Raw genomic sequence first — 25,959 nt, forward strand, 5'->3', positions numbered from 1 at the left:
TTTCCTCTTGTTTTCCCTTCTTCCTCCTCTTCTTGGGGTGTTTCTTCTTCTTCTTCCCCCCCCCCCCCCCCCCCCCCCCCCCCCCCGCCCCAGGCCGGGCACAGTGCAAGGCCCCCTTGAAGCGCTCGTGGGTGCTCGTGGGTGGTGCCGTGCGTGGGTCAGGCGGTGAGGGGGAGCGCCGCCAGCTCCGCGACGATCAGGGTGAGGGGGAGGAAGAGGGCCGCGAGGGCGCCGGCGCGCAGGGCGGCGGCGCTGCGCAGGGTGGTGGTCGGGGCGCCGAGGCGCAGCAGCGCGGCGGTGGTGCCGGCGCGGGCCTGACGGGCTTCCACGGCCGCCGTGAGGAGGGTGGCGAGTGCGCAGCCGACGACCAGGACGGCGCCGAGGGCGGTGAGCGGGCCGAAGGACAGGTCGGCGGGGTCGTACAGCGCGGCCATGGTGTGGACGCCGGAGGCCACCGCGCACAGGATGCCCAGCGGGCGGCCGATGCGGGACGCCTCCTCCATCAGGCCCCGGCCGGCGAGGAGGCGGAGGGCGCCGGGGCGGGCCGCTTGGAGCAGCCGGCCGCAGAGGTGGGTGAGGCCGGGGCCGGCGAGGGCCAGGCCCAGGGCGGTGAGGGTCCAGCCGATGAGGACGGCGGTGGGGCCGGTGGGGCCGCCGGGCAGGGCGAGGTGGTGGCTGTCGCCCGCGGTGCGGCTCGCGTAGGTCTCGGCGGCCAGGCCGGTGGCGAGGAGGGCGGCACCCCAGGGGAGGGCGGTGGGGTTGGGGGGTGCGGGACTGGCCGGCCGGGCCGGCGCGTCGTCGGCCGCCGCCGGGGGGTGGGGTGTGTCGCCCGGCCCTTGCGGGGTGCCGTCTTCGCGTGCGACGGGTGCCGCCCCGGCGGCACGCGCGCCCGCGGTCGGACGGGCTCGGACGGCTGCGGGCCGCCCGGGCCGGTCGGCTGCGGACCGGGTGGTGAGGCGGCGGAAGGTGTGGCCCGGGGTGAGGAGGGCCGGGGTCGGCCGGATGTCCCGGGGGCGGAGGGTCAGGGCCACGGAGAGCGAGGCCGTGGCCGGGACCAGGGAGAGGAGGGTCAGGGCGGCCGGGACGGGAAGGGGGATGCCGGCCCCCAGGGATGGGGCGGCCGCTCCGTCGAAGGGCATGCCGGTGAGGTCGCCGCGCAGGTGGAGGAAGAGGAGCAGCGCGACCATCGAGCCGAGCGTCGTGGCCAGCGCGGTCGTGGTCGCCGAGATCGCCATGAGGCGGGCGGGACCCAGGCCGATCGCGGCGAGTCCGGGGCGGGGGCGGGTGCCGGGGTCGGTGCGGGCCACGGCGACGGCGAAGTGGACCGTCGCGGCCAGCGGGACCGCGCACCAGGCCAGCCGCAGCCCGGAGGCCCCGGTGGTGTCCGGGTGGGCCAGGGCGTGGCCGAGGGTGCACAGCAGGAGGAAGCCGGTGCCCGCCGAGGCCGTCGCCACGAGCAGGCGGCGCAGTTGGACGGCGGGGTGGGCGCTGCGGGTCAGGCGGAGAGCGAGCACGCCGCCCGGCCTTCCGTCTCGGCGACCGGCGGGAGGTGGACGGTGTTGACCCGGCGGCCGTCCAGCAGCGACACCGTGCGGTCGGCGAGGGCCGCGGTCTCGGCGTCGTGGGTGGCCAGGACGACCGTGATGCCGTGCGAGCGGGCCGCGGTCGTGAGGGTCCGCAGGACGTGCGCGCGGTCGGCGCGGTGCAGGGGGGCCGTGGGCTCGTCCGCGAAGAGGACGGAGGGGGCCGGGGCCAGGGAGCGGGTGATGCAGACACGCTGGCGTTCGGCCTGGGTCAGCTCGCAGGGCCGCAGGCGCGCCTTGTCGCCGACGTCGAGGCGTTCCAGCCACTCCAGGGCGGCGACCTTGGCGCGGCGGCGGCTGGTGCCGCGCAGCATGAGGGGGAGGGCCGCGTTCTCCCAGACGGTGAGCTCGGGGACGAGCGCGGGGGCGGGGTCGATCCAGCCGAAGCGGTCGCGGCGCAGCCGTTCGCGGGCCAGCGGGCCCATCGTGTGCACGGGGACGCTGTTGAACCAGACCTCGCCGCGCTGAGCGGGCACGAGGCCGGCCAGGCAGTGCAGCAGCGTCGTCTTGCCGCTGCCGCGCGGGCCGGTGACGGCGAGGATCTCGCCCTCCCGCACCGCGAGCGACACGCCGCCGAGCGCGGGGGAGCCGTCGCGGTGGGTGAAGTGCAGGGACCGTGCCCACAGCACGTCGTTGTCCGGCGGGGCCTCCATGGGCGTACACCTCGGTTCAGATCCGTAGTTCCCGATGCCGTTCCCCCGTCCGAGGGAACGAAGGCAGGGCCGATCGGTCACTGGCACGCTAGGCAGCACATGTCGGGCATCCGGACAGCACACGGCCCCGGGCCGCCGTTTCTCACTCGAACGGACGGCACCGGGGTCGGTGTCGTTCATCTGATCATGCTGAGGGTCAGAGCTTCGTCCACGCCTCCGTCAGCGTCGCGCGCAGGATCTGCTCGATCTCGTCGAACGTCTCCTGGTCGGAGATCAGCGGCGGGGCGAGCTGGACGACCGGGTCGCCGCGGTCGTCGGCGCGGCAGTACAGGCCGTTGTCGAAGAGGGCCTTGGACAGGAAGCCGTACAGGACGCGCTCGGTCTCCTCGGCGTCGAAGGACTCCTTCGTCGCCTTGTCCTTGACCAGCTCGATGCCGTAGAAGAAGCCGTTGCCGCGGACGTCGCCGACGATCGGCAGGTCGTGCAGCTTCTGGAGGGTCCGCAGGAACGCGCCCTCGTTGTCCAGCACGTGCTGGGTGAGGTTCTCGCGCTCGAACAGGTCGAGGTTGGCGAGGCCCACCGCGGCGGAGACCGGGTGGCCGCCGAAGGTGTAGCCGTGCAGGAAGGTGTTGTCGCCCTTGTAGAACGGCTCGGCCAGCCGGTCGGAGACGATGCAGGCGCCGATGGGCGAGTAGCCGGACGTCATGCCCTTGGCGCAGGTGATCATGTCCGGGACGTAGCCGAACTTGTCGCAGGCGAACATCGTGCCCAGACGGCCGAAGGCGCAGATGACCTCGTCGGAGACGAGCAGCACGTCGTACTGGTCGCAGATCTCGCGGACGCGCCGGAAGTAACCGGGCGGCGGCGGGAAGCAGCCGCCGGCGTTCTGCACCGGCTCCAGGAAGACCGCGGCGACGGTGTCCGGGCCCTCGAAGAGGATCTGCTGCTCGATCTGGTCGGCGGCCCAGCGGCCGAAGGCCTCGGGGTCGTCGCCGTGGATCGGGGCGCGGTAGATGTTGGTGTTCGGGACCTTGTGCGCGCCCGGGACGAGCGGCTCGAAGGGGGCCTTCAGGGCGGGCAGGCCGGTGATGGACAGGGCGCCCTGCGGAGTGCCGTGGTAGGCGACCGCGCGGGAGATGACCTTGTACTTGGTCGGCTTGCCCTGGAGCTTGAAGTACTGCTTGGCCAGCTTCCAGGCGGTCTCGACCGCCTCGCCGCCGCCGGTGGTGAAGAAGACCTTGTTGAGGTCGCCGGGCGCGTAGTCGGCGAGACGCTCCGCCAGCTCCACGGCCTTGGGGTGGGCGTAGGACCACACCGGGAAGAACGCCAGTTCCTGGGCCTGCTTGAAGGCCGTCTCGGCCAGCTCCGTGCGGCCGTGACCGGCCTGCACCACGAACAGACCCGCGAGACCGTCGAGGTAGCGCCTGCCCTTGTCGTCGTAGATGTGGGTGCCCTCGCCCCGGACGATCGTCGGGACCGGGGAGTTCTCGTACGAGGACATGCGGGTGAAGTGCATCCACAGGTGGTCGTACGCGGTGCGGCTGAGGTCCTTGGTGCTCACGGTTATCGGGTCCTCACGGTTATCGGGTTCCCCACATGTAGGTCTGCTTCTTCAGCTTCAGGTAGACGAAGCTCTCGGTGGAGCGCACGCCGGGCAGGGCACGGATGCGTTTGTTGATGACGTCCAGCAGGTGGTCGTCGTCCTCGCAGACGATCTCGGCGAGGACGTCGAACGAGCCCGCGGTCATCACCACGTACTCGACCTCGGGCATGTCGGTGAGCGCGTCGGCGATCGCCTCGACGTCGCCCTCGACGTTGACCCCGACCATCGCCTGGCGGCGGAAGCCCACGGTGAGCGGGTCCGTGACGGCGACGATCTGCATCACGCCCTGGTCGAGCAGCTTCTGGACGCGCTGGCGCACGGCCGCCTCGGACAGGCCGACGGCCTTGCCGATCGCGGCGTACGGACGGCGGCCGTCCTCCTGGAGCTGCTCGATGATGGCGAGGCTGACGGCATCCAGGTGAGGGGTGCCGTTCTTGGACTCGCGGGAGTCCCGGTGCTCTGCGCTTCGACTGGCCACGAGCTCACTGTGCACGACGTATCGACAGTTCCGCAAGGCCCGGGCGATGAAATTCGTTGTTTACGTGACTGATATCTGCGGATTCCGCAGTGCGGGCGGGATCAGGGGTGTTGAAAACGTGGAAGCAGCGATTAGGGTGGGTGTCTCAGTCATTGGACACCCGAACTTGGAGGGCCGGCAGTGAGCACCGAGCTGCGTCGTCTGCGCAACTACATCGACGGTGAGTTCCGGGACGCCGCCGACGGACGGACCACCGAGGTGGTCAACCCCGCGACGGGCGAGGCCTACGCGACGGCCCCGCTGTCCGGCCAGGCGGACGTGGACGCCGCCATGCAGGCCGCCGCGGCGGCCTTCCCGGGCTGGCGCGACACCACCCCGGCCGAGCGCCAGAAGGCCCTGCTGAAGATCGCGGACGCCTTCGAGGAGCGTGCCGAGGAGCTCATCGCGGCCGAGGTCGAGAACACCGGCAAGCCGGTGGGGCTCACACGGTCCGAGGAGATCCCGCCGATGGTCGACCAGATCCGCTTCTTCGCGGGCGCGGCCCGGATGCTGGAGGGGCGGAGCGCCGGCGAGTACATGGACGGGATGACCTCCATCGTCCGCCGGGAGCCGGTCGGCGTCTGCGCGCAGGTCGCGCCGTGGAACTACCCGATGATGATGGCCGTGTGGAAGTTCGCCCCGGCGATCGCGGCGGGCAACACGGTCGTGCTGAAGCCCTCGGACACGACGCCCGCGTCGACGGTCCTCATCGCCGAGATCGTCGGCTCGATCCTGCCCAAGGGCGTCTTCAACGTCATCACCGGCGACCGCGACACCGGGCGCCTGATGGTCGAGCACCCGATCCCCGCCATGGCGTCCATCACCGGTTCGGTCCGCGCCGGCATGTCCGTCGCCGAGTCCGCGTCCCGGGACCTCAAGCGCGTCCACCTGGAGCTGGGCGGCAAGGCGCCCGTCGTCGTCTTCGAGGACACCGACATCGCCAAGGCCGTCGAGGACATCTCCGTGGCGGGCTTCTTCAACGCCGGCCAGGACTGCACGGCCGCCACCCGCGTCCTGGTGCAGGAGGCGATCCACGACGAGTTCGTCGCCGCGCTCGCCAAGGCCGCGTCCGAGACGAAGACCGGGCACCCGGACGACGAGGACGTGCTCTTCGGCCCGCTGAACAACCCCAACCAGCTCAAGCAGGTCTCCGGGTTCATCGAGCGGCTCCCCGCCCACGCCAAGGTCGAGGCCGGCGGTCACCAGGTCGGCGACAAGGGCTACTTCTACGCCCCGACCGTCGTCTCCGGTCTCCGGCAGGACGACGAGATCGTCCAGAACGAGGTCTTCGGCCCGGTCATCACCGTCCAGTCCTTCACCGACGAGGACCAGGCCGTCACCTACGCCAACGGCGTCGTGTACGCCCTCGCCTCCTCGGTGTGGACCAAGGACCACGGCCGTGCGATGCGGATGTCGAAGAAGCTCGACTTCGGCTGCGTGTGGATCAACACCCACATCCCGCTGGTCGCGGAGATGCCGCACGGCGGCTTCAAGAAGTCCGGCTACGGCAAGGACCTGTCGGGGTACGGCTTCGACGACTACACGCGGATCAAGCACGTCATGACGTCCCTGGACGCCTGACGCGCGCGGTCAGCCCCGCGGGCCGGGCCCGTCGTTGACGACCCCGAACGGGATGTGGACGCTCGGGGTCGTCCGGGACGTGCCCAGGAGGTGGCTCTCCTGGTCGTCGAAGAAGATGTGCGGCCGCAGGACGTCCATGACCGTGCTCTTGTCGACGCCACCCAGGAAGAAGGCGTCGTTGACCCGCACGCCCCAGTTGTTCAGGCTCCGGACGGCGCGCTCGTGCGCGGGCGCGCTGCGGGCCGTGACGATGGAGACGTGGACCCGGATCGCGTAGTCCGGGTCCTCCCGGCGCCGCTCCTCCTCCCGGCGCTGGAGCGTGTTGACCTCGCGGAGGAAGTCCCGCAGCGGGCCCGCGTCGTGCGGGGTGGCCACGTTCAGGGTCTCGTGGTCGCGGAAGCCCTCCATGCCGTCCCGCTGGAACACCCGCTCCGAGGCGTCGTCGGCGAGGACGCCGTCGAAGTCGAAGGCGATCCGCAGGTCCTCGTCGCCGGCGTCGTCGGCCACCGCCGAGCCCAGGACCTGGCCCGCCGGCAGCCCCGACGCCACGGCCTCCCGCACGTCGTCGCCGTCCGCCGACAGGAACAGGGACATGTGCAGCGCGCGCATGAACCGGTACGGCGCCCGGCCCTGCGTGAAGACCGCGCGGGTGATGGGCAGTCGGTGGGCGTCGATGGAGCGCATGACCCGCAGTCCCGTGTCCGGGTCGTTGCGGGACAGGATGATCACCTCGACCAGCGGATCGTCCTCGGGCGCCAGGTCGTTCAGGGACAGGATGCGGCGGATGAACGGGAAGGCGACCCCGGGCCGGAGCGTGTCGTCCAGGTTCTCCCGCTGGTAGACGCGGTAACTCTCCTCGCCCTCCCGCCGGAACACGGCGTCGGACTCCTCCAGGTCGAACAGGGCGCTGGAGGCGATCCCGATCACCAGACGGTTCTCGAGGCTGTACGGCGGCATGGCGGCTCCCTTCTGCGTCGCCGGCCCGCGGCGGCTGCCGGGCCCGACTGTGACCCCCGCTCGGACGCCGCGCGCCCGGCGCGGCCCCCTCGCGCCCTCGGCGTCCGGTACGCGCGGTCGGGGCCGGTGCACGCACCGTAGCCGGGCGCGGGGGGATGCTCCTAGCACGGAAAGTCACCGTCGGGGGAGGGTGACGTGTCACCTTCGGGCACCGGCAGGAGGGCGGGGCGTTCACCGAGTGGACCACCGAGCGCACCCGCAAGGAGTCCTACGCCACCGTGGTCGCCGCCGCCTGGCACCGGCAGCGGCTGGACACCCTGGAGATCGACGTGCACCTGTCCTCGGTGGCGCCGACCCTGCGCTTCGACCTCTCCGACACCTGTCTGATCATCACGCAGGACGACCCGCGCCGCGTCAGCCTGTACGTCGAGCGCGAACGGCCGCTGTACGACTACTACGTCACCGAACTGCACCAGAGCCGCGAGCAGGCGCTCAAGCTGGACCTGCGGGAGGCGACCCCGCTGAGCGACGAGCCGACCGTCGACGAGGTCGGCCGCCTGCTGGAACGGCTCGGAGTGCCGCTGCCGACGAGCTTCACCGACGCTGACGTCGGCGACCTCATCGACAAGGCGCTGCACGCGGAGGACCCGTACCGCGGGTAGCCACGGGGTGGGCGAGGGGGGAGCGATGGACTACCCGGCCCTGGAGCGGGCCGCCCGGCGGGGGGCCGCCGGCGAGGTGATGCGGCAGGCCGCGTCGGAGCTGGAACGGGTGGTCACCGGCCGGCGGGCGCTGCGGGCGGTGCGCCATCCGCTGGGATTCGTCTGCCTGCCCGTCCTGCGGGCCGGCGCCGACGGTGTCTGCGTGCACGTCTTCGAACCCGCCGACCCGGTCCTGACGGACCACCAGGTGCACTCGCACAGCTGGGACCTGACCAGCACCGTGCTGTACGGGCGGCTGGGCAACCGGCGGGTGCACGTCCGCGAGGACTCCGAGACGCCGACGCACCGGGTGTTCGAGGTGCACAGCGACCCCTCGGGCGTGGACGAACTGCGGCCCACCGGGCGGCTCGTGCGCTGTCTGCCGGGCGCCGAGCAGACCAGCGCGCGCGGCGAGACCTACCACCTTCCGGCGGGCGCGTTCCACACCACGGTGGTGCCGGACGGCCGCCCGGCCGCCACCCTGGTGCTGGGGCGGACACTGCCCGGCCGGGCGGACCTCTCTCTCGGCCCGTTGCGGGCCCCGGGCCGCCGGATGGTCCGCAGGATGTGCGACGCGGGCCAGACCGCCCGGATCGCCCAGGCCGCCCTCAGGAGGATCCATGACCCCGAACCCGGTCCGCCCGTCTGACCCCCCGGCCCCCTTCGCCCCCGAATGCCGCACGGCGGTGGCGGCCGCCGAGGAGGCCGGGGCGCTGCTGCGGTCCCGCCTGCCCGACGGCGTCGCCGCCCGTCCCCAGGGCGAACTCGGTGACGTCGTCACCGACCTGGACCTGCTGGCCGAACGGATCGTCGTGGACCGTATCCGGCAGCGGTTCCCGCACGACCGGATCCTCGCCGAGGAGGTGGGGGAACTGGGCGGGGACGGGGGCGGCGGCCGCACCTGGCTGGTGGACCCCCTCGACGGCAGCAACAACGTGGTGATCGGGCTGCCGGTGTACGTCGTGGGCGTCGCCCTGTGCGTCGACGGGGCACCGGTGGTGGGGGTGGTGCACGAGCCGGTGAGCGGACGGACCTGGTCGGCGCGCCGGGGCTGCGGGGCGTACGGGCCGGACGGGCGGCTCGCGCCGGCCCCCGGCGGCCGGCCGCGCACCGCCGGCCCGGTGCTCGCCTGGACCCAGGGGCACGCGGTGCGCCGCGACGACCCCGCCGTGCGCGGCCTGCGGCACACCGTGGAACTCGGCTCCCGGCGGCTGCTCCAGCTGTGGGCGCCGCTGCTGGCCTGGGCGATGCTGGCCCGCGGGGACATCGACGGCTTCGTCGGCTACCGCGCCGAGGCGATCGACCTGCCGGCCGGGGCGCTGCTGGCCCGCGAGGCCGGGGTGGTCCTGCGGCACCTCGACGGCCGGGAGTTCGCCGGCGGCTTCCGGGGTCCGGACACGGAACGGTCGTTCGTCGCGGGCCGACCGGAGGTCCTGCCGTAGGTGCTCGACCTGACGGCGGGGGCGGCCCCCGAGGGGACCACACCGACGCCCGCCCCCCCGGCCGCCGACCCGGCGGCCGGGGCGGTGACGGCGGGGGAGGCGCCGGCGGGCGGCTTGTCGGCGGCGGTGATGCGAGGGATGACGTGAGGGGGGGGCGGCCGACACCCGGCCGGGTGGTGAGGGCTGCCGGATACGGGACCGGGGCGGTCGTCGGATCGGGACCGGGGTGAGGGCCGCCGGTGTCGCCGGTGTGCGCCCCGGCATCGTCGGCGCCGCTTCCGCTGCGCGGCCCGGGGGCGGCGCCGCTTCGGCTGCGCGGTGGCCGCCGCCGTCGTGCCGGTGCTCAGCCCGTCACCGCCAGCATCGCGACCGACGCGGTGACCGCGGTCACCGCCAGGACCGCGCCCGTGCCCATCAGGCGGGCCAGCGGGACCCGTACGCCGACGGCGTGGCAGCGTTCGTACCAGAGCAGTGTCGCCAGGGAGGCCCACGGCGTGATCACCGGGCCCGCGTTGGTGCCGATGAGCAGGGCGAGCAGCTGGTCGTGGTGGCCGACCGGGACGGCCGCCTCGCCGGCCAGGTAGACGGGCAGGTTGTTCAGGACGTTCGAGAGCCCGCAGCCGACCGCCGCGGCGCGGATCATGCCGACGATGCCGGAGTCGTCGCCGACCGCCGCGGCCAGCAGGTCGTGCAGGCCGTTGGCGTTGACCGTCTCGACCACCAGGAACATGCCGGGCACCATGACCAGCAGCCGCCACGGCACGAGCGACAGCCGCAGCGCGGAGCGGTCGCGCACCGCGAAGGCGGTCACGACGACGGCCGCGGCCGTCGCGGACGCGATCCACAGCTCGACGTCCGCGACGAGGATCGCCAGCAGGAACCCCGCACAGGCCAGGGCACAGGCCCGGAACAGCACCGGGTCGGCGGGCCGGTGCGGGCCGGGGGGCGTGTAGCGCCCGGCGCCCCCTGCCGGTGCGTCGCCCCCTGCCGGTGCGTCGCCCCGCCCCCGCACGTCGTCCCGCTCCTGTACGTCCGCCGGCTCCTGTACGTCCGTCCGCTCGCGTACGTCCGCCTCGCGGGCCGCTCCCGGGCCGGCACCGTGGGTGTGCGGGCCCGGCCCGGCCGTCCCCGTGCCCTCCGGGTGCGCGGTGCCCCGCCTGCCCCGGCGCCAGTAGAAGCCCCACAGGCACGCCGCCGTCACCGCGATCGCCGCCAGCTGCGGTGCCCACATGCGGCCCGCCAGGCCCAGGGGGGTGAGGGCCACCCGGTCCGCCGCCAGCAGGTTCGTCAGGTTGGAGACCGGTAGCAGCAGACTCGCGGTGTTGGCCAGCCAGACCGTCGTCATCGCCAGGGGGACCGCCGCGATGCCGACGCGGGAGGCGAGCGCGAGCATCACCGGCGTCAGCAGCACCGCCGTGGTGTCCAGGTTGAGGGCGATCGTGGTGACCGAGGCGAAGGCCACGCAGAGCAGGAAGAGCAGCACGTAACTGCCGCGGCCCGCCCGGGCGACACGAGCCGCCACCACATCGAACACCTCGGCGCGGCTGGTGAGATCGGCCAGCACGATCACCGTGCCGAGGAACGCGAGCAGCGGGGCGACGCGGGTCATCGCATCGGCGGCCGGAGCGGAGGGCAGCAACCCCGTGCCCCAGCACACCAGTCCGGTCACGAGCAGACCGATCGCCACCCTGTCCAGCACATGCAGACGCAAGAGAACACGCACGGAGGGAAGGGTCGCACATGTGTGCCCGGCTGTGACCAGTGGCGGTGCGGGGTCCCGCGTCAGTGGCCGTGCGGGGTCTCCTCCCCGCCCGAGGGCGAGGGGTGCGCGGCCGGTGCGCCGAGGCCGGTGGTGACGGTGAAGGCCGCCGTCCGCACCCTGCCGTCGACCTTGAAGTCCAGGAACAGGCGGTAGGTGCCGGCGCTCGGCGCGGTCGCGGAGAAGGCCACCCCGGGGCCGGACGTCGCCTCGCCCGCGGCCTCCTCGTGCGGGTGGACGTGCAGGTAGGCGAGGTCGCCGGCGCGCAGGGCGACCAGGTGGCCGTAGGCGCCGAGGTAGGGCTGGAGGTCGGTGACCGGGCGGCCGGCGCGGCGGACGGTGAACGTCAGGTCGCTCGCACCGCCCGCCGTGAGCGTGCCGCCGAGGGTGACGGTGTAGCCGTCCACCGTGGAGGTGGCCGAGGGCGGGGGCGGCGCACTCGCCCGGTACGTGCCCGTGACCGTCAGGTCGGAGCCGAGGGTGAGGCCCTCGGTCGCGCCGGCCGGGACGAAGTCGGCGAAGACGCGGTAGCCGCCGGCGGTGGGGAGGTCGACCGGGGTGCTCCAGGTGCCGTCGGCCGCCCGGACGGGGTGCAGATGGCGGTAGGTGGTCAGCTCGCGTGAGGCGAGGATCAGGTGGAGCTGCTTGCCGTGGGCGGTCTCGTACCCGGTCACCGGGTCGCCGTCGGGGCCGCGCACGACGAAGCTCAGGGTGCTCCTGCGCCCGGCGGGGACGGCGGTGGTCGCCAGGTCGAGGCGGTAGCCGTCCTGGGAGACCTGGAGACCGGCCGGGACGAGGTCACCGGACGTGGCCCTCGGGGCGGTCGGCCCCGGGGTGTGGCCCTCGCCGTGGGCGGCGGGGGGCTTCTCCGGCGAGTCCGGTGCGAGGGTCGTGCCGACACCGTAGGCGGTGCCGAACGTCGCGGCGAGGGCCGCACCGAACGCGCCGATCTTCTTCCAGGGGGTCATGACGGGCTCCCGTCCCTGCTCCTCGGCCCACTTGGCGCCGACGTCGCGGACACTTCACGTATACCTATGGGGGGTATACGGATCGACTATATACCCCCACGGGGTATGAGGCGCGTCCGGGAGCCCCGGAAAAGTGTTATCGCCGCGGCACACCGCCCGTCTCCTCCCCGTGACCACCCGTGCGACCCCCTGTGTGACCTCCCGTGCGATGCCCCGTGTGATCCCCGCCCTTGCCCGGTGCGCGGTCCCTGCTGAGAAGGTGCGGGCATGAGGACGTACGCGGACGACCGGGCCGGACGGCAGTGGACCGCCACGATCGCGGCCGCGCAGGCCGGCGACCGGCGGGCCCTGGACGAACTGGTCGCCGGCTGGCTGCCGCTCGTCTACAACATCGTCGGCCGCGCGCTGAACGGCCACGCCGACGTCGACGACGTCGTCCAGGAGACGATGCTGCGCGCCGTCGACCACCTCGGTTCGCTGCGCGACCCCGACAGCTTCCGCTCCTGGCTGGTGGCGATCGCCATGCGGCAGGTCCGGGACCGGGCGCGCCGCCGCACCCCGCAGCGCCTGGAGGAGGGGGCGGCCCCCGACGGTGCCGCCGACTTCGCCGAACTCACCGTCCTGCGCCTGCAACTAAAGGGCGAGCGGCGCGAGGTCGCCGAGGCCGTGCGCTGGCTCGACGACGAGGACCGCCAACTGCTGTCCCTGTGGTGGCTGGAGGTCGCCGGCGAACTCACCCGCCGGGAACTCGCCGCAGCCGTCGGCATCACCCGCCAGCACGCGGCCGTCCGCGTGCAGCGGATGAAGGAACGCCTGGAGGTCTCCCGGGGCATCGTCCGCGCCTTCGACGGCGCCTGCCCCGACCTGCGGGAACTGACCGCCCGCTGGAACGGCCGCCCCGACTCGGTCTGGCGCAAGCGGCTGGCCCGGCACATCAGGGGCTGCGCCTACTGCGGCGACGCCCGCACGTCCGCCGTACCGGCCGAACGGCTCCTCGTCGGCATCGCGCTGGTGCCGGTCCCGGTGGGCTTCACCCTCTCCCTGTCCCTGGGCGGCAAGACCGCGGCGGCCGCCGCCTCCGCCATGTCCGCCGGCTGGTCCGCGAAGGTGCTCGCCGCGCTGACCAAGCCGGCCGTCGCGGTGACCGCGGGCGCCACCCTCGCCGCCGGCGGCGCCTACGTCGTCGTCCGGACCCCCGACGGCCCGCCGCCCCGAACCACCGCCTCCCCGACGGCGGCCCGCACCCCCGGCCCGTCCGAGCCCCCCGCCCCCGCCTCCCCCTCGGCGGCGCCCTCCCCGTCCGCGTCGGCGACCCGGGCGCCGCAGGCGCTGTACGGGAGTGTGGTCGACGCCGTCGACCGGGCACCGGCCCCGGACACCCGGCCCGCCGCCCTGCCGCGGCGACCCGCGTCCGGCCTCACCAGCAGCGGCGGCCCGCACGCCACCATGAACCACCGCGGCGACAGCGTGACGCTGACCGGCCGGGGCTACGTCCTGGTCCGCTGGCAGCTCTCGCCGCAGTACCGGGCCGGCAGCCTCGTCATGCCCGCCTGGACCGGCCTGACGGGCCGGCTGTTCCACGTCGCCTCGGGCGGCGGCCGCCGCATGGACGACCCGGTCGCCGCCGACGGTTCCGCCACCGGTATGGGCAACCCGGCCGTCGGCTACATCGTCCTGCCCTCCGGCGCCCAGCAGATGTGGCAGAACGAGTACTTCTACCTCGACGGCACGGTCGTCCTCACCCAGAACGAACGCGGCGCCGACTACGGACTGAACGTCTTCCCGACGACCTGGGAGGCCGTGGAGAAGGACGTCACGACCGGCCCCGGGCAGGGCGCGAAGCGCTACGGCCTGGTCCGCGACACCGGCGCGGACGACACCCCGGTCCCCCAGTACGTCACCCGGGACACCCCCGCCGACCCGGCGACCGTGGCCCAACGCTCCCGCGTGTGACGGTCCAGGGCGGCCCGTACGCCGTACCCGTGCGCGAAGGCCCGGGCGCCGGCCGCGTCGGTCCCGGGCGGGGACGCGGCCGGCTCGCGGGCCGGGCGGTCAGCCCGTGCGCAGACCGCACAGGACGTCGATGCGGTTCGTGGTGATCGAGTCGACGCCCAGGTCGATCAGGCGGCGCATCGAGCGCCGGGTGTCGGGCGTCCACACGGACAGCAGCCGGCCGTCGCGGTGGACGCGGGCCGCCAGCTCGCGGTCGACCAGCGAGAAGCGGTAGTTGAGCCAGCGCGGCCGCACCGCCGCCAGCAGCGCGGGCCGCACGGGCGCCCGGCTCGTGCGGGTCAGGGCGATCTCGGCGGAGGGGTCGGCCGCGCGCACGGCGAGCATCGCGACGGCGTCGGCGCAGTAGTACACCCGGTCAGCGGCGTCGGCCGCCCGGACGACGTCCACGATCCGCCGGGCCGTCCGCACGTCGCGGGTGCCCGGCAGGTCGACCATCACCCGGCTGCCCCCGGTCGCCGCGAGCGCCTCCTCCAGGGTCGGCACCCCGCCCGCCGTCAGCCCCCGCACCTCGGCGGCCGACAGCGACCGCAGCGGCCGCTCCTGATCCCACAGCCGTTTCAGCGTCTCGTCGTGCAGCAGCACCGGCACGCCGTCCTTGGTGAGCCGTACGTCGATCTCCACGGCGTCCGCGCCCCGGTCGAGCGCGGACCGCAGCGAGGCGAGCGTGTTCTCACGGAAGCGGTAGGGATCGCCGCGGTGGGCCACGGCCGTCAGGGTCTGCATGGGCCCATTGTGCTGGGCGGCCACCGGGGCGCGGGCGCTCAGGGGGTGAGCCACCCGGTGGTGAAGGCGTCGATCTCGGCGGTGATGCGGGCCTTGCCGGCCGCGTCGAGGAACGACGCCTGCACGGCGTCCTTCGCGAGCGCGGCCACGCCCCGCTCGTCGAGGTCGAGCAGCCGGGCGGCGACGGCGTACTCGGTGTTGAGGTCGGTGCCGAACATCGGCGGGTCGTCCGAGTTGACCGTCACCGGCACGCCCGCCTTCACGAACTCCCTGATCGGGTGCTCGTCCAGCGTGCGCACCGCCCGGGTGGCGATGTTGGACGTCGGGCACACCTCCAGGGTGATGCGGTGCTCGGCGAGGTGGGCGAGGAGCCGCTCGTCCCGCGCGGAGCTGGTGCCGTGCCCGATGCGCTCGGCCCTCAGGTGGGTGAGCGCGTCCCACACCGTGTCCGGTCCTGTGGTCTCACCGGCGTGCGGCACGGAGTGCAGCCCGGCGGCGATCGCGCGGTCGAAGTACGGCTTGAACTGCGGCCGCGGCACACCGACCTCGGGCCCGCCGAGCCCGAAGGAGACCAGTCCCTCGGGGCGTACCCGGTCGTCGGTGGCGAGCCGTGCGGTCACCTCGGCGGACTCCAGTCCGGCCTCGCCGGGGATGTCGAAGCACCAGCGCAGCACGGTCCCGAACTCGGCCTCGGCCGCCTTGCGGGCGTCCTCGATCGCCTCCATGAAGGCGCGCTCGTCGATCCCGCGCCGGACCGAGGAGAACGGGGTGATGGTCAGCTCGGCGTACCGCACCTGCTGCCGCGCCAGGTCGCGGGCCACCTCGAACGTCAGCAGCCGGACGTCCTCCGGGGTGCGGACCAGGTCCACGACCGACAGGTACACGTCGATGAAGTGCGCGAAGTCGGTGAAGGTGAAGTAGTCGACGAGGGCCTCGGGATCGCTGGGCACCCTGGAGTCCGGGTGGCGTGCGGCCAGCTCGGAGACGATCCGCGGGGAGGCGGAGCCGACATGGTGGACGTGCAGTTCGGCCTTGGGCAGCTCGGCGATGAAGGCGTGCAGCGCGTGGGTGTCGGGCTCGAAGCGCGCACCGGACGGGGCGGCCGCGGTGGCGTCGGCGGGGGTCGCGGCGGAGTCGGCGGAGTGCTCGGTCAAGGGGTCCTCCCCGGGACGGCGCCCCGGGCCACGGGCCGGACGGGACGCGGGTGATCGGCTGATCGCTGAGACGGGATCATCGTAGGCGGAAGCCGCCGCCCGGCGGCGGGGGCCGGTCGGTGGGCGGGCGGCGTAGGCCGCGGGCACGGAGGCGGGGCCGGGCACGGGGGCGGGGGCCTCTCGGTGGGCACGGCGGCGGGGGCCCTGCGACGGTCGGGCTGGGGGCGTGCGGGGGTCGTGGGCGGGGGAGGGGCGGCGGTCCGGGTGGGGGCGTGCGGCGGTCGTGGGCGGGGGAGGGGCGGCGGTCGCGGTCGGGGGGACGTACGGCGGTCGCGGGCGGTGGCGGTGCTGCTCGCCCGCCCCGTCCCATCGCGGCCCGCGCCGCTCCGCCCCGGGCCCGTAGCATTGCGGGACGCACGACAGAGGGGGGTCCCGCGCATGTCCGACGACGCGCCTACACCGGAGACGCCGGAGAACACGACGGCCTCCGGTCCGCGCCCGGCAGAAGAGCCCGGCCGCGGTTCATGGACCGCACCGGGACCCGACGCCGACGCGGAGCCCCCCGCCCTGCCGGCACCGGACCTCGCCCCGGGCTCGGCGCCGGCCGACGCGAGGGTTTCCCTGGGCAAGGCGGTGTCCGGGGCCGCTGATCCGGGGGTTGTCGTCGGGCCGGTACCGGATTCCGCTCCGGCGGGGGCCGACGCCTCCGAGGCGCCGGCCGACGCGAGGGTTTCCCTGGACGAGCCGACCGTCCCCGGCCCCGGCACCACCCTCGCCTCGGGCACGCCGTCGGTCTCGCCGAGCCCCGCGGTGCCCTCGGCCCCGTCCAGCCCGGGCTCTCCGCCCGTGCACGATCAGCAGACGGTCACCTCGCTGCCGAGCGTGGTGCCGTCGGCGGCCCCCACCCCCGCGGCGGGCGACGTCCTCGCCTCGTTCCCGCCGCCCCACCCCGCCACGGTGTCCGGCGGGCCGCCGCCCCACCTCTTCGCCCCGCCGCTCGAGGGTTCGGTCCCCCCGCCACCCATCGCACCCGACGGTCCCGGGCCGATGCAGATGCAGCTGATACCGACGACGCAGACGCCGATGGCGTACGGCTACCCCGGCGGTTACGGGCACCCGGCCGCCCCGGTGGGCTACGGCTGGCCCGGGATGCCGCCGATGGAGAGCAACGGGACGGGCATCACGGCGATGGTGCTCGGAATCCTGGCGGCCGCCGGGTTCTGCCTGTGGCCGATGTCCATCGTGCTCGGCATCCTCGCCGTCGTCTTCGGCGTGATCGGCCGGGGCAAGGCCCGGCGGGGCGAGGCCACGAACGGCGGACAGGCCCTGGCCGGCATCATCTGCGGCGCGGCCGGGACCGTCCTGTCGATCGGCCTGCTGGTCCTGCTGATCGTGGTCCCCGGGACCACATGACCGTGGCGCCCTGAGCCGCCGGACCGTGGCGCCCTGAGCCGCTTGACCGTGGCGCCGTCAGCCGCATGATCACGGCGCCCTGAGCCGCCGCGTGTCCGGCCCCCCGGAGCCGTAGGCTCAGGCCGCCGCGGCCGCCCGCAGTCGCCGCCGGGCCTCCATCAACGCGAAACCCAGCAGGTTCGGGCCCCGCCACCGCTCCGGATCCGACGCCCTCTCGTCGTCCGCCGCGAGTCCGATGCCCCACACACGGTCCACCGGACTCGCCTCCACCAGCACCCGGTCGCCCGTGCCCAGCAGGAACGCCCGCAGCCGCGGATCCGAGCCGAACTTGTGGACGCTGCCCTCGACCACGATCCGGAACCGCTCCCGCTCCCAGGTCGCCTCGTCGAAGTTCCGGACCAGCCGCCCGGCCTTCTTCGCCTCCGCGGGATGACCGGCGGCCAGCACCCGCCGCTCGCCCTCCGCGTCCCCGAACAGCCGCGCCTTGCCGGCCATCATCCAGTGCTCGGCCGTCGCATAGCCGACACCGTCCACCTCGAAGGGCGACGGCCACCACTGGCTCAGACAGCTCGGACCCACCCGGCCGTCCGGCAGCGGCCGGTGCCCCCAGAAGTGCAGGTACCTGATCCTCGCCCCGGCCCGCACCTGTTCGACCAGGGCCGTACGGCCGTCGATCCGCTCCATGCACGCCACTCTGGCACGCACCACTGACACTGCGTCCTGCCTTTTCCTCCGCGACTCGACACCTGGTCGACAGATTCCGTCGCGTAACCAAAAGGCAACAACGGAATCACTTGTTGGAGTCCCGTCGCTCTGTCAGGATCGGCACTCAAATCAAGCTGGAGCTACGCCACCCGCTGTCATGTGAAGTGGGGCGAAGGCGGAGGAGAGCGACATGCAGAACCCGGGCACCGCCACCCCGGACCGATCCGAACGGTTCCCCGCACGGGGGCGCTTCGCCGACGGCGCTCAGTACATCGCCGGCCACCTCGCCCACGGCACCTCGGGCCGCACCCACACCGTCGTCGACCCGGCGACCGGCGAGCCGGTCCTCACCTACGCCCTCGCCGGCGCCGCCGACGTCGACGCGGCCGTCGCCGCGGCCCGTGCCGCCTTCCCCGGCTGGGCCGGGGCCACCCCCGGCGAGCGCTCCGACGCCCTGCACCGCTTCGCCGCCGTCCTCGCCGACCGCGCCGAGGACCTCGCCCGCGCCGAGTCCCTCCAGTGCGGCAAGCCGCTGAAGCTCACCCGCGAGTTCGACGTCCCGGGAACCCTCGACAACACGTTCTTCTTCGCCGGGGCCGCCCGCTGTCTCCAGGGGCAGTCGGCGGGCGAGTACTCCGGCGACCACACCTCCTACGTCCGCCGCGAACCCATCGGCGTCGTGGGCTCCGTCGCCCCCTGGAACTATCCGCTCCAGATGGCCGCCTGGAAGATCCTCCCGGCGATCGCCGCGGGCAACACCGTCGTGCTGAAGCCCGCCGAACTCACCCCGCTGACCTCGCTGCTCTTCGCTCAGGCCGCGACCGACGCCGGAATCCCCGACGGGGTCGTCAACATCGTCACCGGCACCGGCCGGGAGGCCGGTGAGCACCTCGTCGGACACCCCGACGTGGCCATGACCTCGTTCACCGGGTCCACCGCCGTCGGCAAGCGGGTCGCCGAGATCGCCACCGCCTCCGTCAAACGGCTCCACCTGGAACTCGGCGGCAAGGCGCCCTTCGTCGTCTTCGACGACGCAGACCTGGAGGCCGCCGTCCACGGCGCGGTCGCCGGCGCCCTCATCAACACCGGCCAGGACTGCACGGCCGCCACGCGCGCGTACGTGCAGCGACCCCTCTACGAGGCGTTCGTCGAGCAGACCGCCGCCCTCATGGAGACCGTCCGGCTCGGCGACCCGTTCGCCCCGGGCACCGACCTGGGCCCGCTCGTCTCGCACGCCCAGCGCGACCGGGTCGCCGCCGTCGTCGACCGGGCGCGCGCCCACGCGCGCGTGGTGACCGGCGGAGCGGTCCCGCAGGGGGAGCTGAAGAACGGCGCGTACTACCTCCCCACCCTGATCGCGGACGCGGCCCAGGACAGCGAGGCCGTCCAGTCCGAGATCTTCGGTCCGGTCCTGGTCGTCCTGCCCTTCGACGGCGACGACGAGGGCATCCGGCTCGCCAACGACACCCCCTACGGGCTCGCGGCCTCCGCCTGGAGCCGGGACGTCTACCGGGCCAACCGGGCGACGCGCGAGATCCAGGCCGGGTGCGTGTGGATCAACGACCATGTTCCGATCATCAGCGAGATGCCTCACGGCGGGTACAAGGCGTCCGGCTTCGGCAAGGACATGTCGGCGTATTCGTTCGAGGAATACACCCAGATCAAGCACGTAATGTTCGATAACACCGCGGTCGCCCGGAAGCCCTGGCACCGCACCGTCTTCGGGGACTGTTAGCGACGACCTCCGGCCCTGACCACGGCCGAACCTCCCGAAAGGGCACCACGCGCATGGAGCAGTACGAGCCCGACCGCCTGTCCCCGGCCCGAGCGGCCGCCCTCAGGCGCAGTCTCCGCAACGGCCGGGCCGCCCTGACCCGCCGGTCGCTGCTGCGCGCCTCCGCGGGCGGCGCGCTCACCCTGGGCGGCCTCGGGGCGCTCAGCGCCTGCGGCATCCCCCCGGCGGGGAAGACCGAGGGCGGCACCTCCGCCGAGGACCACTCGGCGAAGGAGAGGACCGTCTCCTTCTCCAACTGGACCGAGTACATGGACGTCGACGACTCGGGCAAGCACCACCCGACCCTGGAGGCGTTCACCCGGCGGACCGGTATCAAGGTCAGGTACACCGAGGACATCAACGACAACAACGAGTTCTTCGGCAAGATCAAGCCGCAGCTCGCCGCGGGCCAGGACACCGGCCGCGACCTGATCGTCCTCACCGACTGGCTCGCCGCCCGCCTCATCCGCCTGGGGTGGGTCCAGAGACTGGACCCCTCCCACCTGCCGCACGCCTACGCCAACCTGTCGAGCCAGTTCCGCAGCCCCGACTGGGACCCGGGACGGGCGTACTCCTACCCCTGGCAGGGCATCTCGACGGTCATCGCCTACAACAAGAGGGCGCTCGACGGTATCGAGGTGACGTCGGTCTCCGACCTGCTCGACAACCCCAGGCTCAAGGGGCGCGTCGGCTTCCTCACCGAGATGCGCGACAGCATCGGCATGACGCTGCTCGACATGGGCAGGGACCCGGGGAAGTTCACCGCCGACGACTACGACGCGGCCGTCGCCCGCCTCCAGAAGGCCGTCGACTCCGGTCAGATCCGCCGCTTCACCGGCAACGACTACACGTCGGACCTCTCCAGCGGGGACTTCGCGGCCTGTATCGCCTGGGCCGGTGACGTCGTCCAGCTCAAGGCGGACAGCCCCGACATCGACTTCGTCATCCCCGACAGCGGCTACATGACGTCCAGCGACAACCTGCTGATCCCCAACAAGGCACGGCACAAGACGAGCGCCGAGCGGCTCATCGACTACTACTACGAGCCGCGGCCGGCGGCCGAGCTCGCCGCGTACATCAACTACGTCTGCCCCGTCGACGGCGTGCAGACGGAACTGGCGAAGATCGACGCGGACGCGGCGAACAATCCGCTGATCATCCCCGACAAGGCCATGCAGGCCAAGTCCCACGCCTTCCGCTCGCTGAGCGCGGCGGAGGAGACGGCCTACGAGGCGAAGTTCGCGAAGCTCACTGGGGCGTGACGACGATGAAGACCACCACAGACAGCAGCGGCGACGTCCGCCTCTCCGGCATCAGCAAGACCTACGGCTCCTTCACCGCCGTCCACCCGCTGGACCTGACCGTCCCGCAGGGCTCCTTCTTCGCCCTGCTCGGTGCCTCCGGCTGCGGCAAGACCACCACCCTGCGCATGATCGCCGGCCTGGAGGAACCCTCCGCCGGCACCGTGCACCTCGGCGACCACGACGTGACGGCGCTCCCGCCGTACAAGCGCCCGGTGAACACCGTCTTCCAGTCCTACGCCCTCTTCCCGCACCTCGACATCTTCGAGAACGTCGCCTTCGGTCTGCGCCGGCGCGGCATCAAGGGCGTGAAGAAGCAGGTGGAGGAGATGCTCGACCTCGTCCAGCTCGGAGAGCAGGCCCGCAAGAAGCCGCACCAGCTCTCCGGCGGCCAGCAGCAGCGCGTGGCGGTCGCCCGCGCGCTCATCAACCACCCGAAGGTGCTCCTCCTCGACGAGCCGCTCGGCGCCCTCGACCTGAAGCTGCGCCGCCAGATGCAACTGGAGCTCAAGCGCATCCAGACCGAGGTCGGCATCACCTTCGTCCACGTCACCCACGACCAGGAGGAGGCCATGACGATGGCCGACACGGTCGCGGTGATGAACGCGGGCCGCGTCGAGCAGCTCGGCTCGCCCGCCGACCTCTACGAGAACCCGCAGACCACGTTCGTCGCGAACTTCCTCGGCACCTCCAACCTCATCGAGGCCGAGGTCGACACCAGGAGCGGCGACGACATCGTGCTGAAGGCGGGCGACGGCAAGCTGGTCCTGCCCGGGGCGCGCTGCTCCGCGCCGGCCGAGGCCGGGGGCAGGGTGCTGCTCGGCGTCCGCCCGGAGAAGATCTCCCTCACCCACGCCGACGACGCCGGCGCGATCCCCGGGGGCCGCAACCGCGTCACCGGCACCATCGCCGCCACGTCGTTCATCGGCGTCTCCACGCAGTACGTCGTCGACAGCTCGGTCTGCCCCGAGCTCGAGGTCTACGTCCAGAACGTCGACCGTGACGCCCGGCTGGTCCCCGGCGCCGAGGTCGTCCTGCACTGGAGCCCCGCGCACACCTTCGGCCTGGACGCCGCCCAGGACATCGATGCGGGCCTGGACGAAGAGGCGGCGGTCTGATGGCGACCCTCACCGAGGCGCCCCCGCCCCTCTCCCCGACGGCCCCGCGGACCGCCCCGCCCCGCAGGCGCGGCCGCTTCACGCCCTACTGGCTGCTGCTGCCCGGCATGCTCTGGCTGCTGGTCTTCTTCGCGCTGCCGATGATCTACCAGGCCTCCACGTCCGTGCAGACGGGCTCCCTGGAGGCGGGCTACAAGGTCACCTGGCACTTCGCCGCCTACGGGGACGCCCTGTCCGCGTACTGGCCGCAGTTCCTGCGCTCGGTCGCCTACGCGGCCGCCGCGACCGTGCTGTGCCTGGTGCTGGGCTACCCGCTGGCCTATCTGATCGCCTTCCGGGCGGGCCGCTGGCGGAACCTGATCATGATCCTGGTGATCGCGCCGTTCTTCACCAGCTTCCTGATCCGCACCCTCGCCTGGAAGACGATCCTCGCGGACGGCGGACCGGTGGTCGGCGCGCTCAACACGCTGCACGTCCTGGACGTGACGAGCTGGCTCGGCTGGACCTCGGGCGACCGCGTCCTCGCCACCCCGCTCGCGGTGGTGTGCGGGCTGACGTACAACTTCCTGCCGTTCATGATCCTGCCGCTGTACACCTCCCTGGAGCGGATCGACGGGCGGCTGCACGAGGCGGCCGGCGACCTGTACGCCAGGCCGCTGACCACCTTCCGCAAGGTCACCTTCCCGCTGTCGATGCCCGGCGTGGTCTCCGGCACGCTGCTGACCTTCATCCCGGCGGCCGGCGACTATGTCAACGCCGAACTGCTCGGCTCGACCGACACCCGCATGATCGGAAACGTCATCCAGACGCAGTTCCTGCGGGTGCTGGACTACCCCACGGCCGCGGCCCTGTCCTTCATCCTCATGGCCGCGATCCTCTTCATGGTCACCTTCTACATCCGCAGGTCCGGGACGGAGGATCTGGTCTGATGCCCATCGTCGACCGGCTCAAGAGGAATCTCGTCGTCATCGCGGGACTCCTGACGCTCGGCTATCTCCTGCTGCCGAACGTCATCGTCACGGTGTTCTCCTTCAACAAGCCGAAGGGGCGCTTCAACTACGAGTGGCAGCAGTTCTCCACGGACGCCTGGAAGGACCCGTGCGGTGTCGCCGGCATGTGCGGCTCGCTGTCGGTCAGCCTGCAGATCGCGTTCTGGGCGACGCTCGGCGCCACCGTCCTCGGCGCGATGATCGCCTTCGCGCTCGTGCGCTACCGCTTCCGCGCGCGGGGCGCCGTGAACTCGCTCGTCTTCCTGCCCATGGCCATGCCCGAGGTCGTCATGGCGGCCTCGCTGCTCACCCTGTTCCTCAACATGGGTGCCCGGCTGGGCTTCTGGACGATCCTCATCGCGCACATCATGTTCTGCCTCAGCTTCGTCGTGACGGCGGTGAAGGCACGGGTGATGTCGATGGACCCGCGGCTGGAACAGGCGGCGCAGGACCTCTACGCCGGGCCGTTCCAGACGTTCGTCCGGGTCACCCTGCCGATCACGGCCCCCGGCATCGCGGCCGGCGCGCTGCTCGCCTTCGCGCTCTCCTTCGACGACTTCATCATCACCAACTTCAACGCGGGCTCCACCGTCACCTTCCCCATGTTCGTCTGGGGCTCGGCACAGCGCGGAACGCCCGTCCAGATCAACGTCATCGGTACGGCCATGTTCCTCGTCGCCGTACTGCTCGTGCTCACCTCCATGGTCATCGGAAACCGCCGCACCAAGCAGAAGGCCTGAGAGGCCTGGCACTGTGCACGCCCGGGCCGCGCTGTCCGATCAGGCGCTCATGGTGCGAGGACCCCTGAAACGCCCGTAGGGAGTTGGAATCATGGCCCCGAGCGCCATGAGCAGTGGCAGAGACGGCAACTGGACGAAGTCCCTCTCCGAAGCCCAGCCGGTCCCGTACTGGCTGGAAGACCCCGGCAGGCCCCGCCCCGAGCCCGCGCTCACCGGCGCCGAGACCTGCGACCTGCTGGTCGTCGGCGGCGGCTACAGCGGACTGTGGACCGCGCTGCTCGCCAAGGAACGCGATCCGCTGCGGGACGTGGTGCTGGTCGAGGGCCGCGAGGTGGGCTGGGCCGCCTCCGGCCGCAACGGGGGCTTCTGCGCGGCCTCCCTCACCCACGGCCTGGCCAACGGGCTGGCCCGCTGGCCCGACGAGATCGGCACGCTGGAGGAGCTGGGCGCGCGCAACCTCGACGCGATCGAGGCGGCGATCGCCCGGCACGGCATCGACTGCGACTTCGAACGCACCGGCGAGATCGACGTCGCCACCGAGACCTACCAGGCCCGGGAACTGCGCGAGTGGTACGAGGAGATCGACCGCAGGGGCCTGGCCGGGGGCATCGAGTACCTGGACGCCGACGCGGTGCGCGAGCAGGTGAACTCCCCGACGTTCACGGCGGGCCTCCATGACCGCCGGGGCGTGGCCATGCTCCACCCCGCCAAGCTCGCCTGGGGCCTGAAGCGGGCCTGCGCGCGGCTGGGCGTCCGCCTCTACGAGCACACACCCGCGCTCACCCTGAAGCCGTACGGCGCCGGGATGGCCGTCCGCACCCCCTACGGGCAGGTCCGCGCCCGGCAGGTCGCGCTCGGCACGAACATCTTCCCGAGCCTGGTGAAGCGGGCGCGCGCCTACACCGTGCCGGTCTACGACTACGCGCTGATGACGGAACCGCTGACGGCCGGGCAGCTCGGCGCCATCGGCTGGAAGAACCGACAGGGGCTCGGCGACAGCGCCAACCAGTTCCACTACTTCCGTCTCTCCGCCGACAACCGGATCCTGTGGGGCGGCTACGACGCGATCTACCCCTACGGCGGTCGCGTCCGCGCCGAGTACGACGACCGGCCCGAGACGTACGCCAAGCTCGCCGAGCACTTCTTCACCTGCTTTCCGCAGTTGGAGGGCGTCCGCTTCACGCACGCGTGGGGCGGCGCGATCGACACCTGCTCGCGCTTCTCGGCGTTCTTCGGCACGGCGCACCGGGGGAAGGTGGCGTACGCGGCCGGGTACACCGGCCTGGGCGTGGGGGCGACCCGGTTCGGCGCCGAGGTGATGCTGGACCTGCTGGCGGGGGAGCGCACCGAGCGCACCGAGCTGGAGATGGTCCGCCGCAAGCCGCTGCCCTTCCCGCCCGAGCCGTTCGCCTGGACCGGCATCGCCCTCACCAAGTGGTCGCTGGCCCGGGCCGACGCGCACGCCGGGCGGCGCAACCTGTGGCTGCGGACGATGGACCGGCTGGGGCTGGGCTTCGACAGCTGACGGCCGCACCCGGCCGGGAGCGCATCCGGCCGGGACGCGGATCCGGCCGGGACGGCATCCGGCCGGGACGGCATCCGGCCGGGACGGCATCCGGCCGGGACGGCACCCGGCGGGGACGCGGATCCGGCCGCAACGGCGGCCCGGCGCGGGCCGGGTTCACCCCGACGAGTGCCGAAACCCGCGTAATGCCCGGCGGGGACCTCCCTCTCTTTCGTGGACGCGCACGCGTCCACGAAAGAGAGGGAGGTCTTCTCATGGCTGGGGCGAAGACGGCCGTCGCATGGCTGGCATCCGTCGCACCGGACCCCGAGGCCTGCCGGTGGGAATGGGAGCGCAACCCCCTGGGGGTCGTGCTGCTGCCCGCGGGCAGAGCCTGGGACGTTCTCATCCTGCCGGGCGAACTCGGCTACCCCACGCTCGACGTGCTCACCCGCATCCTCGACCAACCCGGCCCGGTGCTCGCCGACTTCGGCGACGACCGGATGGGGTTCCTCGTGCCGCCGGGTACGGCCGCACGCTGGATCGGCACCGGCATCCGCACGGCCGGGGCGGGCACCTGGATCGTCGTGCCGTACCCGGGCCGCTCCACCGGCGGCATCCGCTGGCTGATCCCCCCGGACGGCTCGGGCACCCTCACCGATCCGTCGCTGCTCGAACTGGCCATGCACGAAGCGGCAGCGGGTCCACCGGAGGCCCCCGCCGTCTGACGCGCCGCGACCACCCCCGTGACCCGCAACGCC

Annotated in this window: 23 protein-coding genes; 13 read left to right on the forward strand and 10 right to left on the reverse strand. The window is 73.0% G+C overall.

Features of this window, described 5'->3' with window-relative positions:
* Positions 1-158: 158 nt before the first annotated feature.
* The 4 genes from ACZ4YY_RS25975 to ACZ4YY_RS25990 form a co-directional block, all read right to left on the reverse strand.
* Positions 159-1,514: a hypothetical protein gene (locus tag ACZ4YY_RS25975; RefSeq protein ID WP_468294737.1), complete on the reverse strand. Its 1,356-nt coding sequence runs from the start codon at positions 1,512-1,514 to the stop codon at positions 159-161.
* Positions 1,496-2,236, reverse strand: a complete 741-nt coding sequence (locus ACZ4YY_RS25980) for an ABC transporter ATP-binding protein (RefSeq protein WP_468294739.1) — start codon at positions 2,234-2,236, stop codon at positions 1,496-1,498. The genes ACZ4YY_RS25975 and ACZ4YY_RS25980 overlap by 19 nt, the downstream gene beginning before the upstream one ends.
* A 196-nt stretch (positions 2,237-2,432) precedes the next feature.
* Positions 2,433-3,797, reverse strand: a complete 1,365-nt coding sequence (locus tag ACZ4YY_RS25985; protein WP_468294742.1) for an aspartate aminotransferase family protein — start codon at positions 3,795-3,797, stop codon at positions 2,433-2,435.
* Positions 3,798-3,816: 19 nt separating this feature from the next.
* Positions 3,817-4,332 (reverse strand): Lrp/AsnC family transcriptional regulator, encoded by a 516-nt coding sequence (locus ACZ4YY_RS25990; RefSeq protein WP_468294745.1) that lies wholly within the window; start codon positions 4,330-4,332, stop codon positions 3,817-3,819.
* A 165-nt stretch (positions 4,333-4,497) separates the two neighbouring features.
* On the opposite strand from ACZ4YY_RS25990, the gene ACZ4YY_RS25995 reads away from it, so the two are divergent.
* Positions 4,498-5,937: a gamma-aminobutyraldehyde dehydrogenase gene (locus ACZ4YY_RS25995; RefSeq protein ID WP_468294748.1), complete on the forward strand. Its 1,440-nt coding sequence runs from the start codon at positions 4,498-4,500 to the stop codon at positions 5,935-5,937.
* Between the two features lie 9 nt (positions 5,938-5,946).
* On the opposite strand, the gene ACZ4YY_RS26000 is transcribed toward ACZ4YY_RS25995, so the two are convergent.
* Positions 5,947-6,894, reverse strand: coding sequence for a 5'-nucleotidase (locus ACZ4YY_RS26000; RefSeq protein ID WP_468294751.1), 948 nt, complete (start codon positions 6,892-6,894; stop codon positions 5,947-5,949).
* Between the two features lie 278 nt (positions 6,895-7,172).
* On the opposite strand from ACZ4YY_RS26000, the gene ACZ4YY_RS26005 reads away from it, so the two are divergent.
* Genes ACZ4YY_RS26005 through ACZ4YY_RS26015 form a run of 3 tightly spaced genes read left to right on the forward strand, consistent with a single transcriptional unit; the run spans position 7,173 to position 9,037 of the window.
* Positions 7,173-7,556, forward strand: coding sequence for a hypothetical protein (locus ACZ4YY_RS26005; protein ID WP_468294754.1), 384 nt, complete (start codon positions 7,173-7,175; stop codon positions 7,554-7,556).
* Between the two features lie 25 nt (positions 7,557-7,581).
* On the forward strand, positions 7,582-8,244 hold the full coding sequence (locus ACZ4YY_RS26010) for a hypothetical protein (RefSeq protein ID WP_468294757.1): 663 nt from the start codon (positions 7,582-7,584) through the stop codon (positions 8,242-8,244).
* The gene (locus ACZ4YY_RS26015) at positions 8,216-9,037 is read left to right on the forward strand and encodes an inositol monophosphatase family protein (RefSeq protein ID WP_468294760.1); all 822 of its coding nucleotides are present in this window, start codon (positions 8,216-8,218) and stop codon (positions 9,035-9,037) included. The genes ACZ4YY_RS26010 and ACZ4YY_RS26015 overlap by 29 nt, the downstream gene beginning before the upstream one ends.
* Positions 9,038-9,380: 343 nt before the next feature.
* Here the strand turns inward: ACZ4YY_RS26015 and ACZ4YY_RS26020 are convergent, their stop codons facing one another.
* Positions 9,381-10,760: an ArsB/NhaD family transporter gene (locus tag ACZ4YY_RS26020; protein ID WP_468294763.1), complete on the reverse strand. Its 1,380-nt coding sequence runs from the start codon at positions 10,758-10,760 to the stop codon at positions 9,381-9,383.
* Between the two features lie 59 nt (positions 10,761-10,819).
* Positions 10,820-11,764, reverse strand: coding sequence for a hypothetical protein (locus ACZ4YY_RS26025; RefSeq protein ID WP_468294766.1), 945 nt, complete (start codon positions 11,762-11,764; stop codon positions 10,820-10,822).
* 267 nt (positions 11,765-12,031) lie between these two features.
* On the opposite strand from ACZ4YY_RS26025, the gene ACZ4YY_RS26030 reads away from it, so the two are divergent.
* Positions 12,032-13,717 (forward strand): RNA polymerase sigma factor, encoded by a 1,686-nt coding sequence (locus tag ACZ4YY_RS26030; RefSeq protein ID WP_468294769.1) that lies wholly within the window; start codon positions 12,032-12,034, stop codon positions 13,715-13,717.
* A gap of 99 nt (positions 13,718-13,816) precedes the next feature.
* Here ACZ4YY_RS26030 and ACZ4YY_RS26035 read toward each other — a convergent pair whose 3' ends face one another.
* The gene (locus ACZ4YY_RS26035) at positions 13,817-14,500 is read right to left on the reverse strand and encodes a glycerophosphodiester phosphodiesterase (RefSeq protein ID WP_468294772.1); all 684 of its coding nucleotides are present in this window, start codon (positions 14,498-14,500) and stop codon (positions 13,817-13,819) included.
* A gap of 38 nt (positions 14,501-14,538) precedes the next feature.
* Positions 14,539-15,801: an adenosine deaminase gene (locus ACZ4YY_RS26040; protein ID WP_468294864.1), complete on the reverse strand. Its 1,263-nt coding sequence runs from the start codon at positions 15,799-15,801 to the stop codon at positions 14,539-14,541.
* A 291-nt stretch (positions 15,802-16,092) separates the two neighbouring features.
* Between ACZ4YY_RS26040 and ACZ4YY_RS26045 the strand changes: the two genes are divergently transcribed.
* Positions 16,093-17,067: a DUF4190 domain-containing protein gene (locus ACZ4YY_RS26045; protein ID WP_468294775.1), complete on the forward strand. Its 975-nt coding sequence runs from the start codon at positions 16,093-16,095 to the stop codon at positions 17,065-17,067.
* A gap of 117 nt (positions 17,068-17,184) precedes the next feature.
* On the opposite strand, the gene ACZ4YY_RS26050 is transcribed toward ACZ4YY_RS26045, so the two are convergent.
* Positions 17,185-17,751: an NADAR family protein gene (locus tag ACZ4YY_RS26050; protein ID WP_468294778.1), complete on the reverse strand. Its 567-nt coding sequence runs from the start codon at positions 17,749-17,751 to the stop codon at positions 17,185-17,187.
* Positions 17,752-17,962: 211 nt separating this feature from the next.
* Between ACZ4YY_RS26050 and ACZ4YY_RS26055 the strand changes: the two genes are divergently transcribed.
* The 7 genes from ACZ4YY_RS26055 to ACZ4YY_RS26085 all read left to right on the forward strand — a co-directional run bounded on the left by ACZ4YY_RS26055 (position 17,963) and on the right by ACZ4YY_RS26085 (position 25,926).
* Positions 17,963-19,507 (forward strand): gamma-aminobutyraldehyde dehydrogenase, encoded by a 1,545-nt coding sequence (locus tag ACZ4YY_RS26055; RefSeq protein ID WP_468294781.1) that lies wholly within the window; start codon positions 17,963-17,965, stop codon positions 19,505-19,507.
* Between the two features lie 53 nt (positions 19,508-19,560).
* Positions 19,561-20,808: a polyamine ABC transporter substrate-binding protein gene (locus ACZ4YY_RS26060; protein WP_468294784.1), complete on the forward strand. Its 1,248-nt coding sequence runs from the start codon at positions 19,561-19,563 to the stop codon at positions 20,806-20,808.
* Positions 20,809-20,813: 5 nt separating this feature from the next.
* On the forward strand, positions 20,814-21,965 hold the full coding sequence (locus ACZ4YY_RS26065; RefSeq protein WP_468294787.1) for an ABC transporter ATP-binding protein: 1,152 nt from the start codon (positions 20,814-20,816) through the stop codon (positions 21,963-21,965).
* The gene (locus ACZ4YY_RS26070; RefSeq protein WP_468294790.1) at positions 21,965-22,894 is read left to right on the forward strand and encodes an ABC transporter permease; all 930 of its coding nucleotides are present in this window, start codon (positions 21,965-21,967) and stop codon (positions 22,892-22,894) included. Before ACZ4YY_RS26065 ends, ACZ4YY_RS26070 begins: the two co-directional genes overlap by 1 nt.
* Positions 22,894-23,694, forward strand: a complete 801-nt coding sequence (locus ACZ4YY_RS26075; protein WP_468294793.1) for an ABC transporter permease — start codon at positions 22,894-22,896, stop codon at positions 23,692-23,694. The genes ACZ4YY_RS26070 and ACZ4YY_RS26075 overlap by 1 nt, the downstream gene beginning before the upstream one ends.
* A 91-nt stretch (positions 23,695-23,785) precedes the next feature.
* Positions 23,786-25,219, forward strand: a complete 1,434-nt coding sequence (locus tag ACZ4YY_RS26080) for an NAD(P)/FAD-dependent oxidoreductase (RefSeq protein WP_468294796.1) — start codon at positions 23,786-23,788, stop codon at positions 25,217-25,219.
* A gap of 254 nt (positions 25,220-25,473) precedes the next feature.
* Entirely contained in the window at positions 25,474-25,926 is a 453-nt protein-coding gene (locus ACZ4YY_RS26085) for a hypothetical protein (protein WP_468294799.1), read from the forward strand.
* Positions 25,927-25,959 lie beyond the last annotated feature (33 nt).

This window comes from Streptomyces sp. NPDC030143, assembly GCF_055573695.1.

What these genes read in the sequence shown, in the direction of transcription:
- ACZ4YY_RS26060 (WP_468294784.1), top strand. Translation starts at nt 19,561, where the DNA reads ATGGAGCAGTACGAGCCCGACCGCCTGTCCCCGGCCCGAGCGGCCGCC.
- ACZ4YY_RS26075 (WP_468294793.1), top strand. Translation starts at nt 22,894, where the DNA reads ATGCCCATCGTCGACCGGCTCAAGAGGAATCTCGTCGTCATCGCGGGA.
- ACZ4YY_RS26035 (WP_468294772.1), bottom strand. Translation starts at nt 14,500, where the DNA reads ATGCAGACCCTGACGGCCGTGGCCCACCGCGGCGATCCCTACCGCTTC.
- ACZ4YY_RS26055 (WP_468294781.1), top strand. Translation starts at nt 17,963, where the DNA reads ATGCAGAACCCGGGCACCGCCACCCCGGACCGATCCGAACGGTTCCCC.
- ACZ4YY_RS26085 (WP_468294799.1), top strand. Translation starts at nt 25,474, where the DNA reads ATGGCTGGGGCGAAGACGGCCGTCGCATGGCTGGCATCCGTCGCACCG.
- ACZ4YY_RS26015 (WP_468294760.1), top strand. Translation starts at nt 8,216, where the DNA reads ATGACCCCGAACCCGGTCCGCCCGTCTGACCCCCCGGCCCCCTTCGCC.
- ACZ4YY_RS26045 (WP_468294775.1), top strand. Translation starts at nt 16,093, where the DNA reads ATGTCCGACGACGCGCCTACACCGGAGACGCCGGAGAACACGACGGCC.
- ACZ4YY_RS26025 (WP_468294766.1), bottom strand. Translation starts at nt 11,764, where the DNA reads ATGACCCCCTGGAAGAAGATCGGCGCGTTCGGTGCGGCCCTCGCCGCG.
- ACZ4YY_RS26010 (WP_468294757.1), top strand. Translation starts at nt 7,582, where the DNA reads ATGGACTACCCGGCCCTGGAGCGGGCCGCCCGGCGGGGGGCCGCCGGC.
- ACZ4YY_RS26000 (WP_468294751.1), bottom strand. Translation starts at nt 6,894, where the DNA reads ATGCCGCCGTACAGCCTCGAGAACCGTCTGGTGATCGGGATCGCCTCC.
- ACZ4YY_RS26030 (WP_468294769.1), top strand. Translation starts at nt 12,032, where the DNA reads ATGAGGACGTACGCGGACGACCGGGCCGGACGGCAGTGGACCGCCACG.
- ACZ4YY_RS26065 (WP_468294787.1), top strand. Translation starts at nt 20,814, where the DNA reads ATGAAGACCACCACAGACAGCAGCGGCGACGTCCGCCTCTCCGGCATC.
- ACZ4YY_RS26080 (WP_468294796.1), top strand. Translation starts at nt 23,786, where the DNA reads ATGGCCCCGAGCGCCATGAGCAGTGGCAGAGACGGCAACTGGACGAAG.
- ACZ4YY_RS25980 (WP_468294739.1), bottom strand. Translation starts at nt 2,236, where the DNA reads ATGGAGGCCCCGCCGGACAACGACGTGCTGTGGGCACGGTCCCTGCAC.
- ACZ4YY_RS26050 (WP_468294778.1), bottom strand. Translation starts at nt 17,751, where the DNA reads ATGGAGCGGATCGACGGCCGTACGGCCCTGGTCGAACAGGTGCGGGCC.
- ACZ4YY_RS26070 (WP_468294790.1), top strand. Translation starts at nt 21,965, where the DNA reads ATGGCGACCCTCACCGAGGCGCCCCCGCCCCTCTCCCCGACGGCCCCG.